Origin of the sequence: Nonomuraea sp. NPDC003560, assembly GCF_042878785.1 — a bacterium.
Classification (GTDB): Bacteria; Actinomycetota; Actinomycetes; order Streptosporangiales; family Streptosporangiaceae; genus Nonomuraea.
Genome location: NZ_JBIAOF010000005.1, coordinates 583,851 through 599,507, shown reverse-complemented (window position 1 = coordinate 599,507; position 15,657 = coordinate 583,851). Strand labels below are relative to the sequence as shown.

The window sequence follows — 15,657 nt, the reverse complement described above, 5'->3', positions numbered from 1 at the left end:
GATCGCAACCGAGGCCGGTGTCAGGCCCGCGTCGTCGAGGAGCCACTCGCCCGTGTCGATCACCTCCGGCAATGCCCGCGAAGCCCCGTCATGGGGATCGGGCGATCCCGCCGTGTGACGGTTCTCACAGTACGAGATTCCCCGAAAGTCGCGCCGGGTGCACGGCGACGCACCCGTGCCGCGCCCGTGCCGCCCGCCTGCGGCGTCTTCACCGGGCAGGAGCTGCGCATTCGATCAGGGGGTCGGTTTGGCTGTTGGCGGCGAAAGCACGCATGATGCACTCGTGCCGACTCTCAGCGACCTCGTCGCCCGCCACACCGCACTCGACGAGGCGGACCTCGACTGGCTGCACTCGCTGGTCTCCGACTGGCAGCTGCTGGCCGACCTGTCCTTCGCCGACCTCATCCTGTGGGCGCCGCTGCTCGGTGGGAACGGCTGGATCGCCATCGCCCAGATGCGCCCCACCACCGGCCCCACCGTCTACCACGACGACATCGTCGGCAGCGTGGCCGCCAAGGGCGAGCGCCACCTCATCGACACCGCCTGGAACGAGCGCCGCATCTGCCGCGAGGGCGATCCCGACTGGTCCACGGGCGTCCCGGTGCGCGAGGAGACGATCCCGGTGCGCCGGGCGGTCGACAACGGCGAGGGCCGCTTCCTCGGGGTGATCCAGCGCTCCACGAACCTGTCCTCGGCGCGCACCCCGTCCCGGCTGGAGCTGACCTATCTGCAGAGCGCGTCGGACCTGGCGCAGATGGTGGCCGAGGGGCGTTTCCCGTTCTCGGGGGAGGAGCCGATCCTGGTGCGCTCGCCGCGCGTCGGCGACGGCCTGCTGCGGCTCGACCGGGCCGGGCGGGTCACGTACGCCTCGCCCAACGCGTTGTCGGCCTACCGGCGGCTGGGCCTGCACGCCGACCTGGTCGGCGCCGAGCTGGGCCGGGTGACGGCGACGCTGTGCTACTCCGACGAGCCGATCAACGAAGACCTGATGATCGTGGCCAGCGGGCGGGCGGCCAAGGAGACCGAGGTCGAGTCGGGCGGCACGATCGTGCAGCTCAGAGCCATCCCGCTGATCGTCGGCGGCGGCCGCATCGGCGCGCTCGTCCTCATAAGGGACGTCACCGAGCTGCGGCGGCGCGAGCGCGAGCTGATGACCAAGGACGCCACGATCCGCGAGATCCACCACCGCGTGAAGAACAACCTCCAGACGGTCGCCGCGCTGCTGCGGCTCCAGGCGCGGCGCCTGCAGGTGCCCGAGGGCCGTGAGGCGCTGGAGGAGGCCGTGCGCCGCGTCGGCTCGATCGCCATCGTGCACGAGACGCTGTCGCACGCGCCGGAGGAGTTCGTCGACTTCGACGAGATCGCCGACCGGGTGATCGCGATGGCGGGCGAGGTGTCGGCGGCCGAGGCGGCGGTCACGCCGCGCCGGGTGGGCGCGTTCGGCGTGCTGCCCTCGCTCATCGCCACGCCGCTGGCCATGGCGCTGACCGAGCTGCTGCAGAACGCGTTGCAGCACGGGCGTCCCAAGCGGATGGAGGTGCTGGTCGAGCCCGCCCCCGACCGGCTGAACGTCACCGTCTGGGACGACGGGCGCGGCCTTCCCGCGGACTTCGACCTCGACAAGTCCACCAGTCTGGGGCTGCAGATCGTCCGCACGCTGGTGGAGGGGGAGCTGTCGGGCAAGCTGACGATCGAGCCGCGGGAGGGCGGCGGCACGCACGTCGGGTTGTCGATCCCGTTGCCGTCCGCCTGAAGAGTCCGCCGGGCCGGGCGACCGTCGTCGAGGGCGGCGCCCGGTCCGTGCGAGCCTGGCCGCCGCGTGCACGACGCGACGGGGTCTTGGCGGAAACGTCGATCACGCCAAGCTGGGCGGCTCCTGCGGGGAAGGCAGGGTCGATCGGAGGTGGATCAGACGGGGCAGATCAGGTGAGGCAGATCAGGCCGAGGCGCGGGCGCGGGCGCGGGCGGTGCGGCGCTTGAGGGCGCGGCGCTCGTCCTCGCTCAGACCGCCCCAGACGCCGGCGTCCTGTCCGGACTCCAGCGCCCACTTCAGGCAGGCGTCGACGGCCGGGCAGGACCGGCAGACCTGCTTGGCCTCTTCGATCTGCATCAGGGCAGGGCCGGTGTTGCCGATCGGGAAGAACAGCTCGGGGTCCACGTCACGGCAGGCAGCTCGGTGGCGCCAGTCCATGCGTCCACTCCTTAGTAGATGGAACCTTTGGTCGGCTCCGTGCGGCTACTACTTTGTGAAGAGTTTCACTAACTCGCGCGAACAATTACCCGGATCCAGGTGTTGGACCGGGGTTGTCCGCCTGACAGCCGGAGGGCCTTGGGGTTGTTAAAGGTCCTACGTTCCGACGTCAGTCTTGAGCCTTCCAGCCACGCAGAGTGCACGCAAGGGGGTTGGGGCGAAGTTTTGGCGGTTATGGATGTCGGATGCGTCACACAATGACCGAATGTAACCAGCTAGACCAGAACTTGTAACGCGTTCGGGGTAGACCGGAACGTTACGGATTCGCGTTCGCCCAGGTAGTCCCCGTCCAGCTGGAAGGCCACGGGACGGTCGGCGGCGAGGGTGAACTCGGCCTCGTCGTGCAGCTGGACGAGGTGTCTGCCGGACGGGACGGCGTCACTCTCCGTGAGGATCTGCCGGATCAGCCCGGCGATCTGGACGGGCCCCATCCGCCTCAGCCCGAGCAGGTCGAGCCCGGTCTCGAAGCTCGCCCACGGCGTCGGCGTCACCGGCTTGGCCCCCAGGTACGTCCACGGCGAGGTGTTGGAGATGATCGCCATGAACACGCCGTCGGCCGCCGGGATGCCCGGCCCGGTCAGGGTCATCGGAGCGTGCCGTTTGTCCGTGGCCAGATAGTGCCGCAGAGCGGTGTTCACATACCGGGCGGGAGTGGCCTTCCTCCCGGTGCCGCGCAGGCCCTCCACGGCCCGTACGACCTCAGCGTCGTACCCCATGCCCGCGCAGAACGTGAAGTACCGGCTCTCTCCCTCCCAGAGCGCGTGCCCCAGGCCCACGGTCCGGCGCCGGCCCTCTCTCAGCGCCTCCAGGACCGCGCCGGTGGCCTCGACCGGGTCGTTCGGCAGCCCGAGGGAACGGGCGAACACGTTCGCGCTGCCGCCGGGGATCACGATGAGGCCGGGACGGCCGGAGCTCGGATCGTCGGCCGGCGGGATGTCGTGGACGTCGTGGCCGTCGACCGGGTTGAGCAGGCCGTTGACGGTCTCGTTGATCGTGCCGTCGCCGCCGAGCACCGCGACCACGTCGAAGCCCTTGGCGCGGGCCGTGGCCGCCAGCGTCGCGGCGTGCCCCCGGTAGCCGGTCTCCTCCACCGACAGCTCCACGGCCGCGCCCAGCGCGCGGATCAACACGTCCCTCGTGCGGGCGTTGGTGGTGGTGGCCTTGGGATTGACCAGCAACATTGCGCGCATATCGCCAGCGTAGTCGCTGATCGCCGAACCGCTCGGGGTGGGGGAACATCCCCGGCGGGACCGGACCCGGGGGCGGATAGGGTTTGGCTGTGTCGAAGCGTCCGTGGAGTTTGCTCGTCGCCGCCGTCGTCGTGGCCCTGGAGGGGCTCATCGCGCTCGGGCTCGGGATCTACGTCGCGGTGGAGACGGTGGTGAGCACCCCTGACAGTCTCACCACGGCCATCGCGGAGTCGGCCTTCGGGCTGCTGATCGGGGCCGGGCTGCTCTGGGTCGCCTGGGGCGGCCTGCTGCGGGCGGAGCGGTGGGGGAGGTCGCCGGGCGTGGTGACGCAGATCTTCCTGCTGCCCGTCGGGGGCACGCTCATCCAGTCAGCACAGCCCCTGATCGGCGTGCCGCTGATCGTGCTGGCCCTGACCGGGCTGGGGGCGCTGTTCGCGCCCCCCACCACCCATGCGCTCTACGGGGACGGTTAGTCCTCCGCGGTCAGCCCCTCGCGCAACTGGGCGAGGGTACGGGCCAGCAACCGGGACACGTGCATCTGCGAGATGCCGAGCTCGGTCGCGATCTGCGACTGCGTCATGTTCCCGAAGAACCGCAGCAGCAGGATGCGCTTCTCGCGCGGCGGCAGCCGTTCGAGCAGCGGCTTGAGCGACTCGCGGTACTCGACGCCCTCCAGCGACTCGTCCACGATGCCCAGCGAGTCGGACACCGCGGGGGCGTCGTCGTCGCCGGAGTCGGGCGCGTCGAGGGACACCGTGGAGTAGGCGTTGGCCGACTCCAGGCCCTCCAGCACCTCCTCCTCGGTCATCTTGAGGTAGGCGGCCAGCTCGGCGACCGTGGGCGCGCGGCCCTCGCGCTGCGACAGGTCGCTGATCGCCTTGGTCAGCGAGAGCTTGAGCTCCTGCAGGCGGCGCGGCACCCGGACCGCCCAGCCCTTGTCGCGGAAGTGCCGCTTGATCTCGCCGACGATGGTGGGCGTGGCGTAGGTGGAGAACTCCACCCCGCGCTTGAGATCGAACCGGTCGATCGACTTGATCAGGCCGATCGTGGCGACCTGGGTGAGGTCGTCGAGCCACTCGCCGCGGTTGCGGAAGCGGCGGGCCAGGTATTCGACCAGCGGAAGGTGAAGCTCGACCAGCTCGTCCCTGATGCGCTGGCGTCGCGGTTCCTCGGGACCCAGCTCGGCCAGCTCGGCGAAGAGCAAGCGGGCGCGAACCCTGTCGGGCACGGCGTGTTCGCTGGTGGCCATGGCTCCAGTCCTTTCCGTCACGCCGGCCTCGCTGCGCCTCGGCGCTTACGCAGGACGATCGCCATGCGGTCGGGGGAGTCGGTCACGGCGTCGACGTCGTCGGCCAGGGCGGTCAGCACCATCCAGGCGAAGTCGTCGCGCTTGGGGGCGGAGCTGCCGACGGTGGCCACCTCGACGCTGACCTTCATCACGTCGCCGGTCAGCTCGAACTCGGCGGTCAGGTCGGTGCCCGGAACCGCCTCGCTCAGCAACATGGCGCACGCCTCGTCGACCGCGATGCGCAGATCTTCGATCTCGTCCAGGGTGAAGTCAAGCCGGGCGGCCAGGCCGGCGGTGGCCGTGCGCAGCACCGACAGGTAAGCACTCGCGGCGGGGAGCCTGATGCTCACCACGTCGCGGATGCCCGCTACACCCTCCGCACGCGTCTCGGTTTCCTCGGTCACGTTCCTCCTCGCGTTTCCGACGCCAACTGCAACTTACCGCCCCCGGGAGGTCCTTGGCGGATTCAGACTCGCCATCAACGGAAAAGGCTCTGTGCGGTCTGGACCGCACAGAGCCTTTTATGCCGTTTAGGCGGCCTTGGTCTCCCAGAAGATCTTGGAGATCTCGTCGATCTTGGCCAGGAGCTCGTCGGCCTTGCCGCCGTCGACGGTGCCCTTGGCGGCCGCGGCGCCCGCCAGCTTGGTGGCCTCCCAGAAGAGCTGGTGCAGCTGGGGGTACTGCTCCAGGTGCGGAGGCTTGAAGTAGTCGGTCCAGAGCACCCACAGGTGGTGCTTGACCAGCTCGGCCCGCTGCTCCTTGATGATGAGCGCGCGGGTGCGGAAGACCGGGTCGTCGCTGGCCTCGTACTTCTCCATGATCGCCTTGACCGACTCGGCCTCGATCCGGGCCTGGGCGGGGTCGTAGACCCCACAGGGCAGGTCGCAGTGGGCGGAAGCGACATGCTTGGGTCGTAGCAGTCGTGCGAGCATCAGAAAGTCCTTCCTTGATGCTGAATCAGCTTGGTCCACAACCGACCTTACTCGGGTCCCAACGCCTGTGGAGTAGGGGGTCTCTGCCCATGAGAGTGCGTGTCGAGGGCGATTCGATGCGTCCGGCGCTGGTCCCTGGGGACTGGCTCCTCGTCCGCCGGGGGGCCGCCGTCCGTCCGGGTGACCTCGTCGTGGCCCGGCTGCCCGGGGACCCCGATCAGCTCATCGTGAAACGCGCCCAGTGGCACGGCGAGGGCGGCTGGTGGCTGGAGAGCGACAACCAGCGCGCCGGCGGGCGCCGCGACAGCTGGGACTTCGGGCCGGTCGAGGAGATCGTCGGGCGCGTCGTGCTGCGCTACTGGCCGCTGGTGCGCCGCAGGTGACCCCTCAGAGGCCCCTCAGCCCTCCTGGGCGCTCCTGCGGCGCCGGTAGGCCGCCACGTTGGCGCGCGTGGCGCAGCGGGGGGAGCAGTAGCGGCGGGAGCGGTTGGAGGAGGTGTCGAGGAAGGCGCGGGCGCAGCGTGGCTCGTGGCAGCGGCCCAGCCGGTCGGCGCCCACCTCGGCGACGACGGCCGCCAGGCCCATCACCGCGCTGGCGGCGGAGTCCTCGGCCAGGTGGAGGTGCCAGCCCTGGCCGTCGTGGTCCGACAGTCGCGGGTGCACCGGATAGCGCACGAGCAGGGCGTTGAGACGCTCGGCCACCGCGCGCGCGTCGCCCGCGACGTCGAACACGGCGGCCAGCTCGGCGCGCAGGGCGGTCAGCTCCGGGGGAGGGGCGGGATCGTTGATCAGTCGGACCGCCCACTCTGCGTAAGAGGTCAGGTCCATGCGGGAGTATTACACGAGTCGCCGGGCCCCCGGCACCTCCGGGGGCCCGGACGGCTCACTCCTCCGGGTGCAGCACCCGGTGCAGGAACGCGCGGGTGCGCTCGTGCCGCGGGTCGCCGATCACCTGGGCGGGGTCGCCGTCCTCGACGACGACGCCGCCGTCCATGAAGACCACCCGGTCGGCCACCTGGCGGGCGAAGCCCATCTCGTGGGTGACCACGAGCATGGTCATGCCCTCCTCGGCCAGCTTGCGCATGACCGTGAGCACGTCGCCGACCAGCTCGGGGTCGAGCGCCGAGGTGGGCTCGTCGAACAGCATCAGGTCGGGGTTCATGGCCAGCGCCCTGGCGATGGCCACCCGCTGCTGCTGACCGCCGGAGAGCTGGGTGGGGTAGGAGTCGCACTTGGCGCCGACGCCCACCTTCTCCAGGTTCTCCCGGGCCACGACCTCGGCCTCCCGCCTGCCGCGCTTCAGCACGCGCTGCTGGGCGATCATGACGTTCTGCAGCGCGGTCATGTGCGGGAACAGGTTGAACTGCTGGAAGACCATCCCGATGCGGCGTCGTACGGCGTCGATGTCCACGTCGGGGTCGGTCACCTCCACGCCCTGCACGAAGACCTTGCCCTTGGTGGGCTCCTCCAGCAGGTTCACGCAGCGCAGCAGCGTGGACTTGCCCGAGCCGGACGGCCCGATGACGCACACCACCTGGCCCGGCTCGACCGTCATGTCGATGCCCTTGAGCACTTCGTTCTGGCCGAAGTACTTGTGCAGCTCTCGTAGCTCGATGGCGTGCGTCATTGGCTCCTCCGCTTACGCCCCTCAAGCCGGGACGCGAGGTAGCCCAGCGGGATCGTGACGATCAGGTACGTCACGCCGGCGACCATGATGGGCGTGGCGTTGGCGTACTGGGAGGCCAGGTCGTTGCCGAACTTGGCCAGCTCGACGTACTCGCCGGAGACGCCCAGGAACAGCACCAGCGAGGAGTCCTTGAGCAGGGACACGAACTGGTTGGTGGTCGGCGGGATCACCATGCGGATGGCCTGCGGGATGACCACCGTCACCTGCGCCCGGGTCGCGGACATGCCGAGCGACCTGGCGGCCTCCGTCTGGCCCTTGGGGACCGCCTGCAGGCCCGCCCGGAAGACCTCCGCCTGGTAGGCGGCGCCGACCAGGCCGAGGCCCAGGATGCCCTGTCCGTACGTGCCGAACGGCACCTCGAACCCGGGCAGCGCGAGCGGCAGGAAGGTGATCATCAGGAAGATGAGCAGCGCCGGCAGGCCGCGGAAGATCTCGATGTAGACGGTCGCGATCCACCGGTACGGCCGCACCTGCGACAACCGCATGAGCGCGAGCAGCAGCCCGAGCACGAACGCGAAGACGAAACCGCCCACCGTGTAGATGATCGTGTTGCGCAGCGCGATCGTGAACAGGTCGGGCAGCGCCTGCTTGGCCACGTCGACCTTGGCGAAGTTCTGGGCGAGGCTGGCCCAGTCGGCGTACAGGACGACAGCGACGAGCACGGCGGCCAGCACGACGTACTGGACGGCCCGCGTGATCCGCTGTTTCTTCCGAGGGCTGAGCCCGGCCCGGCCGGGCTCAGCGGTCTTCGGCTGGTCGGCCATGGATCAGCCCAGCTCGCCGGGCTTCTTGCCGAACCACTTCACGTAGATCTTCTCGTAGTTCCCGTCCTGCTTGGCCTTGGTGATCTCTTCGTTGATCGTCTTGAGCAGGGTCGGGTCGGCGCCCTTCTTCAGGCCGATGCCGTACTGCTCGCCGGTGTCCAGGCTGGCGATCAGCTCGAACTTCTCGGCGATCTCGGGCTTCTTCAGCCAGGTCAGCACCACGGGAAGGTCCTGGACGATCACGTCGGCCTGTCCGGCCTGCAGGGCCAGCAGCTCCTTGGCCGAGTCGGCGTACTCGGTGGGGTTGAGGCCCTGCTTCTTGACGTAGTCGAGGCCGGTCGTGCTGGCCTGCGCGCCCAGCTTGAGGTTCTTGGCCTTGACGTCCTCAAGGGACTTGGCGCCCGAGCCCTTCTTGGCCAGCAGCGCCTGGGTGGCGTCGAAGTAGGGCTCGGAGAAGTCGATGTTCTGCTTGCGCTCGTCGGTGATCGTCATGCCGGCGGCGGCCACGTCGCACTTGCCCGCGGCCATGGCGGCGCCACTCTTGATCACCGCGAAGTCGATGTCCACGATGTTCTGGGTCACGCCGAGCTTCTTCGCGGCGAGGTCGACGATGTCCACGTCGAACCCGACGATCTTGCCGCTGTCGTCCTTGAACTGGAACGGCTCGTACGGGATGTTCGTGCAGACCGTGAGCTTGCCGGGCTGGACGAGCTTCACGCCGCCGGCCGCGGAGGCGCTCGCGCCGGTCGTGCTGCCGGAGGAGCTTCCGGTGTCGCTGCCACAGGCGCTGAGGGCGAGAGCGGCGGTCAGGGCGAGCGCGCCGACAGCGTAGCCACGGCGGCCCTTGGGGCTGAGGGCCATGTACGGCCTCCTCGAAAGAGTTATGCCACGTAACTTGCGTTTTGTGCAGTTTAAATGGGGTTTAGCTGCGGTCCGTCATCCCGCGTTTAACGATGCGTCAACGGAACGGCGTCGGCTCCGACACCATCGACCATCTCACCATGTGGCACTATGGGGAGACGGGTGACCCCCGTAACCCCTCAGAGACGACCGACGAGGGGGAGCTTGGCAGCTACCGAAGCCAGCCCACTCGCGCTCGTACGCCGAAGGTCTCTTCCGCTCCGATGAATACAGGGGTCGCTGTGTCTGCCACGCCCGCTTCTGCTTCCGTCGAACCGCTCGACCTCGATCCGGCCTTCGCGCTCCACCGCGGGGGCAAGCTGGAGGTCCGCTCGACCATTCCCGTCCGCGACGCCGACGACCTGTCGCTCGCCTACACGCCCGGCGTCGCCCGGGTCTGCACCGCCATCGCCGAGACGCCTTCGCTGGTCAACGACTACACCTGGGTCTCCAACGTGGTCGCCGTCGTCACCGACGGCACCGCCGTGCTCGGCCTGGGCGACATCGGGCCGTCGGCCGCCATGCCGGTCATGGAGGGCAAGGCGCTGCTGTTCAAGGAGTTCGGCAACGTCGACGCCGTCCCGATCTGCCTCGACTGCACCGACGTCGACGCGCTGGTCGAGACCGTCGTGCGCCTCGCGCCGTCGTTCGGCGGCGTCAACCTGGAGGACATCAGCGCCCCGCGCTGCTTCGAGGTCGAGGACCGGCTGCGCGACCTGCTCGACATCCCGGTCTTCCACGACGACCAGCACGGCACCGCCATCGTCGCCCTGGCCGCCCTGCGCAACGCCGCCCGCCTGACCGGCCGCGCGCTCGGCGACCTGCGCGCCGTCGTGGCCGGCGCGGGCGCGTCCGGCGTCGCCGTCACCCGCATCCTGCTGGGCGCCGGCATCGGCGACATCGCGGTCGCCGACTCCAAGGGCATGATCTACGAGGGCCGCGAAGGGCTCAACCCGGTCAAGGAGGCCCTGGCCCGCGAGACCAACCGGGCCGGCCACACCGGCTCCACCGAGGAGGCCCTGGCCGGCGCCGACGTCTTCCTCGGGCTGTCCGGCTCGACCGTCTCCGAGGCGGCCATCGCGTCCATGGCGCCCGACGCCATCGTCTTCGCGCTGTCCAACCCGACCCCGGAGGTCCATCCCGAGGTGGCCGCCAGGCACGCCAGGGTGGTCGCCACCGGGCGCTCCGACTTCCCCAACCAGATCAACAACGTCCTGGCCTTCCCGGGGGTCTTCCGCGGCGCCCTCGACGTGCGGGCCACCACGATCACCGAGAACATGAAGGTGGCCGCCGCCGAGGCGCTGGCCGCCGTCGTCGGCGACGACCTGTCGGCCACGTACGTCATCCCGAGCCCGTTCGACCGGCGGGTGGCCCCCGCGGTGACCGCCGCCGTGGCCGCCCAGGCCCGCGCCGACGGCGTCGCGCGCCTCTGATCCACCGACGGCGTCGCGCGCCTGATCCACCGTCACGAGCGGGGGCCGATCGGCCCCCGCTCGCTCGTTCTCCCGCTTCCGCCCAGGTCAGCAGGCATTGCGGTTTCCCGCCCGCGGCATGGGTAGGTGAGTTCCCCGTCCAGGTGAGCCGGATCCAGATCCTGATCCCGAGCAGGACTGGCGAAGGGATTGCGATGGAGTTCGCGTGACCTTGGGGAACTGCCGAAAAGCCTTTACGCAACGTGCTATAAAAATAGCTCTCTGTAAGGATGTGGGCGCCGACTCCTGTGACGAGGAGAGCGATGGAACGCGAGCCTAACCGACTGCTCCAGCAGCTCATCGCCGAGGCGGGTTTCTCCCACAAGGGATTGGCCAGGCGCCTCAACGACCTGGGAGCCGCGCGCGGCACCCCGGGCCTGAAGTACGACCACAGCTCTGTGCTGCGGTGGATCGGGGGTCAGAAGCCACGGGATCCCGTCCCGTGCCTGCTCACGGAGATATTCGCGCTGCGGCTCGGCCGCCCGGTGAGCTCGGAGGACCTGGGCATGCCGACCAACATCACGCCCCTCGATCTCGGTCAGGAGTTCACCCACACGTGGCAGGAGGGGGTCGCGACCGTGACGGCGTTGTGGCGGGCCGACGTGGAGAGACGGAGGTTTCTGATCGACTCCACCTTCGCGATCGGAGCAGGATCCGTCGGAGCCATACGCTGGCTGACGGCGCCTGCAGAAGGGCGTCCCAGCGGCACCGGGGCGCGCCGGGTGGGCAGGGCCGACATCGCCGCGATCCACGAGGTGACCCGGTCCTTCGGCGAGCTCGACAACCGCTTCGGCAGCGGCCGGGTCCGCTCGTCCGTCGTGAAGTACCTCGACACCGCCGTCTCCCCCCTGCTCAAGGACGGCAGCTACGGGGAGTCCACCGGCAAGCAGCTGGCCGCCGCGGCCGCGGAGCTGACCCGCCTGGCCGGCTGGATGGCCTACGACATGGAGCAGCACGGCCTGGCCCAGCGTTACCTGATCCAGGCCCTCCGCCTGGCCAGGGGCGCCGACGACCACACCCTGGGCGGCGAGATCCTGGCCGGCATGGCCCACCAGGCCATCTACATGGGCCAGCCGGCCCACGCCCTCGACCTGGCCAGGGCCGCCCAGCTCGCCGCCCGGCGGGCCGGCGTCCAGACCCTGCTGTCCTCCGCGCAGGTCCTGGAGGCCCACGCGCACGCGGGACTCGGCGACCCCAGGTCCTGCGGGGCCTCCCTGCACCAGGCCGAGCTGGCCTTCGACGCCCGCAGGCCCACCGAGGAGCCGCGCTGGCTCAGCTACTTCGACGAGGCCTACCTGTCGGCCAAGTTCGCCCACTGCTTCCGCGACCTGGGGGAGGGCGAGCGCACGGTGCGCCTGGCGCGGCGCTCCCTCGACATGGACACCCGGTACGTGCGGGGGCGCATGTTCAACCTCTCCCTGCTGGCGGCCGGGCTGCTGGAGTGCGGCGAGCTGGAGGAGGCGTGCCAGGCGGCGGGCAACGCGCTGGCGCTGGCGGGCGAGCTGCAGTCGGCGCGGTCCCGGTCGTACGCGGCGGACCTGCGGCGGCGGCTGGAGCCCTACAAGAACGAGCGGGCCGTGATGGCGCTGCGGGAGCGTACGCGCGAGCTCACGTCCGTGTGACGGCTCCGGGACAGCTTCGCGGCGGCGTCGGAACGGCTTCGCGACGGCTTCGCGGCGGCTCCGGGGCGGCTTCGGGACGGGCGAAGCCCCGGGGCGCCTCTTCGGCGGGCCCGGGGCTTCGGCGTCGCTAGTCGAGCAGTTCGCCGTTCGGGCCGACGATGCTCTTGGTCTCGGCGTAGTTGGCCTTGTTGTAGACGTCGGCCACCTCGCCGTCGAAGTAGGCGGAGCTGATGAAGTCGATCCGGTCGTTGCCGTCCTGGTCGTGGAACATGCTCGTCACGCCGTTGACGTAACCGGTGCGCTTGCCGTTGTCGTACTTCATGAGCCAGGGGCCGCCGTCGGCGCCGGGGGTCATGGAGCACTTGAGCACCTGGTGCTCCTCCACCCGGAAGGTGTTGACCTGGTACGTCTTGGTGCCGGTCGTGCCGGAGCACCACTTGGGGGTCACGCCGGTGTAGGGCTTGTCGCCGTCGGGGTGGGGGGCGGCGGGGTAGCCGAAGACGGTGACCTTCTGGCCGCGCGGCTGGTTCCACGCGAAGCCCTGCCCGCCGACGACGTCCCCGAGCCGGCCCATGTCCTTGGCCTTGGCGTTGTCCGGGAAGATGAAGTACGCGTCGTGGAAGTACTTGGTCGAGCTGCTGACCTTGTACCACTGGACGACGTAGTACTGGGTCAGCCAGTAGTCGCCCAGGTTGTCCTTCCAGACCTTGCCGGGCACCTTGCCCTGAGCCTTCTCATCAAGCTTCTGCTTGTACTGGGCCTCGGTGAGGGCGGTGTTCTTGGTGGCGCCCTTGTCGCCGTTCTTCCACAGGGCGGGGTTCTGGTTGGCGGCGGGGGCGGCGTTGTACTGGCCCTCGGTCACCTCGACCTCGTCCACGGTGGGGACCGAGTCCTCGAAGTTGCCGCCTGCCGCGTCCTTGGAGGTCACGTTGTCGGCGCGGAAGCCACCGTTGGGGCCGTACTTGTCCAGGCCCTCCTTGTACTGCTGCTCAGCGGTCTTCCCGCCGGGGATGTCCTTGAGCTCGGTGGACTTGATGTCCTTCTTGCCGTCGAACTTGTCGAACTCCGACTTCAGCACCTGCTTGCCCTCGGCCTGTTCGGCGACCAGGGAGAAGCCGTTGTGGACCGCGACGAAGGCGAAGTCGCCGTCGTAGTCGTCGTAGGTGTCGAGGTCGTAGGACGTGAAGGCGTAGGCGCCGACGTAGACGCCCCAAGGAGCCTTGCCCTGGTAGTAGCCGGGCACGAAGATCCACTTGGCGTAGACGCCCTTGCCGGTCTCGTACACACAGTGGCCGGCGGTCGCCACGAGGTTGCGGTTGCGAGCCTGGATGGAGGTGGCCGAGCACCAGCGGTAGCGGCCCGCGTGGTCGACGAAGAACACCTTGCCGATGGTCTTGGGCAGGTTGACGTTCTTGCTGGCCGTGGGCTTCGGCGTGCCGGTGGGAGCGGTCAGGCCGGGCTTGCCGTCGGGGGCGCCGTCCTTGCTCTGCGTGGCGACCAGCTTGGAGACGTTCTTGGCGTCCCAGTTGTACTGCGTCGCCTTGCGCAGGGCCGCGCCGTTCGCGCCCAGCCAGAACTTGGCGGTGCCGTACGCGTCGGCGGGCTTGGGCATCAGGTTGTCGGTGACCCAGTCAGGGGCGGCACTGGACGGCTGGGCAAGGAGTGCGGCGCTCAAGCCGGCGGCGGCGAGGGGGATGAGCAGGCGCTTCAAGGGAGGCTCCACGAAGTTGTCAAGAAGGGCGTCAAAACCCTATCGACCCTCTTGTCACTCTGGTAAGGGATCGTCTCAGTTTTCGCCAGAAAAGGCCGAAGGGCCCGGCAAATGCCGAGCCCTTCGGGTGAAGCTAGGTTGAGCGGAGGTTTGGACCCTCAGCCCGGTATCCGTCCGAAGATCAGCTGTCGGCCTTCGGAAGGATGGTGCCCGACCACACGTTCGCCGCGGCGGCGTAGACCGAGTTGGTCTCACCGTCGAAGTACGGCGAGGACATGTAGTCCCAGCGGTCGTTGTTGTCCGTGTCGTACAGAACGCTGGTCACGCCGTTGACGTAGCCCATGCGCTTGGCGTTGCTGTACTTGAGGAGCCACGGGGCGCCGTTGTAGCCGCCGGTGACGGCGCACTTCAGCGAGATGTGCTCTTCGATCTTCAGGCTCGGGACCTTGGTCGCCTTCGCGCCGGTCTTGCCGTAGCACCACTTCGGCGTAACGCCGGAGTAGGGCTTCGAGCCGTCGGGGTGCTTGGCGTAGGGGTAGCCGAAGGTACGGACGTACTTACCGGTGGGCTGGTTCCACGCGAAGCCCTGGCCACCGACGTTGTCGCCGAGGCGACCCGTGTCGGTCAGGGACAGGTCCCCACCCGGGTAGATGAAGAACGAGTCGTGGAAGTACTTGGTCGCGCTGCTGACCTTGTACCACTGGATGACGTAGTACTGGGTCAGCCAGTAGTCGCCCAGGTTGTCCTTCCAGACCTTGCCGAGCACCTTGCCCTGAGCCTTCTCGTCAAGCTTCTGCTTGTACTGAGCCTCGGTGAGCGGGGTGTTCTTGGTGGCGCCCTTGTCGCCGTTCTTCCACAGGCCGGGGTTCTCGCTGGCGGCGGGGGCGGCAGCGTACTGGCCCTCCGTCACCTCGACCTCGTCCACGGTGGGAACGGAGTCCTCGAAGTTGCCGCCAGCCGGCTCCTTGGAGGTCACGTTCTCGGCGCGGAAGCCACCGTTGGGGCCGTACTTGTCCAGGCCCTCCTTGTACTGCTGCTCAGCGGTCTTCCCACCGGGGATGTCCTTGAGCTCGGTGGACTTGACTTCCTTCTTGCCCTCGAACTTGTCGTACTCGGCCTTGGTGACCTGGTGCGACTCAACCTTGCTGTAGTTGAGGTTGACACCGTTGTAAACGGTGACGAACGCGTAGTCGCGGTCGAAGTCCTCGTAGTTCGAGAAGTCGTAGTGCGTGAAGGCCTGCTTGCCCACGTAGATGCCCCACGGGGTCTTGCCCTGGTAGTAACCCGGGACGAACACCCAGCGGGAGACGACCTCGTCGTTGGCGGCGATGTCGTACACGCAGTGACCAGCCGTCGCAACCAGGTTGCGGTAGTTCGACTGGATGGAGGTGCCGGAGCACCAGTACAGCTTGCCGTCGCGACCCTCGAAGAAGACCTTGCCGATGGACTTCGGCAGGTTCACGTTCTGGGACTTGACCGTGACGGTCTTCTCGGCGCCGATCGGCGGGGTGGAGCCGGGCTTGCCGTCAGCGACGTACCCGCCCTTCTGCACGATCTTCTTGACGTCCTTGTTGTCCCAGTAGTAGGCCGTGGCCTGCCGCAGGGCAGCGTTGTCGGACTTGGTCCAGAAGTTGATGATCTCAGCAGCCTTCTGCTGGCTGGCAGCCAGAGCGGCGGCGTCGACGTCCGGGTCGGCCTGAGCGGCACCGGCGAGGCCGGCGGCCAGCAGACCAGTGGCCAGAATGGCGCCACCGGCGGGGAGGAGGATGCGCTTCAAGGTAACTCCTTGCGCTGTCGTGGAACGCCTCTTGCGTCCCATGCGTCAGTAAAGGGATAGCCAG

General features: G+C 68.8%; 16 protein-coding genes. 5 read left to right on the top strand and 11 right to left on the bottom strand.

The genetic code is table 11. From position 1 onward, the window contains the following. Positions 1-283 precede the first annotated feature (283 nt). Positions 284-1,753, top strand: a complete 1,470-nt coding sequence (locus ACFYUV_RS23445) for a histidine kinase N-terminal domain-containing protein (RefSeq protein WP_387671259.1) — start codon at positions 284-286, stop codon at positions 1,751-1,753. Between the two features lie 183 nt (positions 1,754-1,936). Here ACFYUV_RS23445 and ACFYUV_RS23440 read toward each other — a convergent pair whose 3' ends face one another. Then, positions 1,937-2,191 carry a WhiB family transcriptional regulator gene (locus ACFYUV_RS23440; RefSeq protein ID WP_113705541.1) on the bottom strand — a complete coding sequence of 85 codons (255 nt, stop codon included), beginning with the start codon at positions 2,189-2,191 and terminating at the stop codon, positions 1,937-1,939. 275 nt (positions 2,192-2,466) lie between these two features. Further along, entirely contained in the window at positions 2,467-3,441 is a 975-nt protein-coding gene (locus ACFYUV_RS23435) for a diacylglycerol/lipid kinase family protein (RefSeq protein WP_387671257.1), read from the bottom strand. 89 nt (positions 3,442-3,530) lie between these two features. Between ACFYUV_RS23435 and ACFYUV_RS23430 the strand changes: the two genes are divergently transcribed. Further along, positions 3,531-3,914 (top strand): hypothetical protein, encoded by a 384-nt coding sequence (locus ACFYUV_RS23430; protein ID WP_387671255.1) that lies wholly within the window; start codon positions 3,531-3,533, stop codon positions 3,912-3,914. Here ACFYUV_RS23430 and ACFYUV_RS23425 read toward each other — a convergent pair. The 3 genes from ACFYUV_RS23425 to sodN form a co-directional block, all read right to left on the bottom strand. After that, positions 3,911-4,690: an RNA polymerase sigma factor SigF gene (locus ACFYUV_RS23425; RefSeq protein WP_352352343.1), complete on the bottom strand. Its 780-nt coding sequence runs from the start codon at positions 4,688-4,690 to the stop codon at positions 3,911-3,913. The two genes, ACFYUV_RS23430 and ACFYUV_RS23425, sit on opposite strands and share 4 nt — an antisense overlap. Before the next feature lie 17 nt (positions 4,691-4,707). Beyond that, a complete protein-coding gene (locus ACFYUV_RS23420) occupies positions 4,708-5,133 on the bottom strand; it encodes an anti-sigma factor (protein ID WP_352352342.1) in 426 nt (141 codons plus the stop codon). A gap of 126 nt (positions 5,134-5,259) precedes the next feature. Next, on the bottom strand, positions 5,260-5,661 hold the full coding sequence (gene sodN / locus ACFYUV_RS23415; protein WP_352331376.1) for a superoxide dismutase, Ni: 402 nt from the start codon (positions 5,659-5,661) through the stop codon (positions 5,260-5,262). An 89-nt stretch (positions 5,662-5,750) separates the two neighbouring features. On the opposite strand from sodN, the gene ACFYUV_RS23410 reads away from it, so the two are divergent. After that, positions 5,751-6,044, top strand: coding sequence for a S24 family peptidase (locus ACFYUV_RS23410; RefSeq protein WP_387671253.1), 294 nt, complete (start codon positions 5,751-5,753; stop codon positions 6,042-6,044). A 15-nt stretch (positions 6,045-6,059) separates the two neighbouring features. Here ACFYUV_RS23410 and ACFYUV_RS23405 read toward each other — a convergent pair whose 3' ends face one another. The 4 genes from ACFYUV_RS23405 to ACFYUV_RS23390 are packed head-to-tail and all read right to left on the bottom strand — an operon-like array spanning position 6,060 to position 8,972. Then, entirely contained in the window at positions 6,060-6,488 is a 429-nt protein-coding gene (locus ACFYUV_RS23405; protein WP_352331380.1) for a CGNR zinc finger domain-containing protein, read from the bottom strand. 55 nt (positions 6,489-6,543) lie between these two features. Then, positions 6,544-7,287: an amino acid ABC transporter ATP-binding protein gene (locus ACFYUV_RS23400; protein ID WP_352352340.1), complete on the bottom strand. Its 744-nt coding sequence runs from the start codon at positions 7,285-7,287 to the stop codon at positions 6,544-6,546. After that, the gene (locus ACFYUV_RS23395; protein ID WP_358288969.1) at positions 7,284-8,111 is read right to left on the bottom strand and encodes an amino acid ABC transporter permease; all 828 of its coding nucleotides are present in this window, start codon (positions 8,109-8,111) and stop codon (positions 7,284-7,286) included. The genes ACFYUV_RS23400 and ACFYUV_RS23395 overlap by 4 nt, the downstream gene beginning before the upstream one ends. A 3-nt stretch (positions 8,112-8,114) precedes the next feature. Then, the gene (locus tag ACFYUV_RS23390) at positions 8,115-8,972 is read right to left on the bottom strand and encodes an ABC transporter substrate-binding protein (protein ID WP_387671251.1); all 858 of its coding nucleotides are present in this window, start codon (positions 8,970-8,972) and stop codon (positions 8,115-8,117) included. Between the two features lie 263 nt (positions 8,973-9,235). Here ACFYUV_RS23390 and ACFYUV_RS23385 point away from each other — a divergent pair, with 263 nt between their 5' ends. Together ACFYUV_RS23385 and ACFYUV_RS23380 are read left to right on the top strand one after the other, a co-directional pair. Further along, positions 9,236-10,444, top strand: coding sequence for an NADP-dependent malic enzyme (locus ACFYUV_RS23385; protein WP_358288964.1), 1,209 nt, complete (start codon positions 9,236-9,238; stop codon positions 10,442-10,444). A gap of 302 nt (positions 10,445-10,746) precedes the next feature. Next, entirely contained in the window at positions 10,747-12,105 is a 1,359-nt protein-coding gene (locus tag ACFYUV_RS23380) for a hypothetical protein (protein WP_387671249.1), read from the top strand. A 127-nt stretch (positions 12,106-12,232) separates the two neighbouring features. Here ACFYUV_RS23380 and ACFYUV_RS23375 read toward each other — a convergent pair whose 3' ends face one another. Next, positions 12,233-13,816: a trypsin-like serine peptidase gene (locus ACFYUV_RS23375; protein WP_387671247.1), complete on the bottom strand. Its 1,584-nt coding sequence runs from the start codon at positions 13,814-13,816 to the stop codon at positions 12,233-12,235. 181 nt (positions 13,817-13,997) lie between these two features. Beyond that, positions 13,998-15,593 carry a hypothetical protein gene (locus tag ACFYUV_RS23370; RefSeq protein ID WP_358288957.1) on the bottom strand — a complete coding sequence of 532 codons (1,596 nt, stop codon included), beginning with the start codon at positions 15,591-15,593 and terminating at the stop codon, positions 13,998-14,000. Positions 15,594-15,657 lie beyond the last annotated feature (64 nt).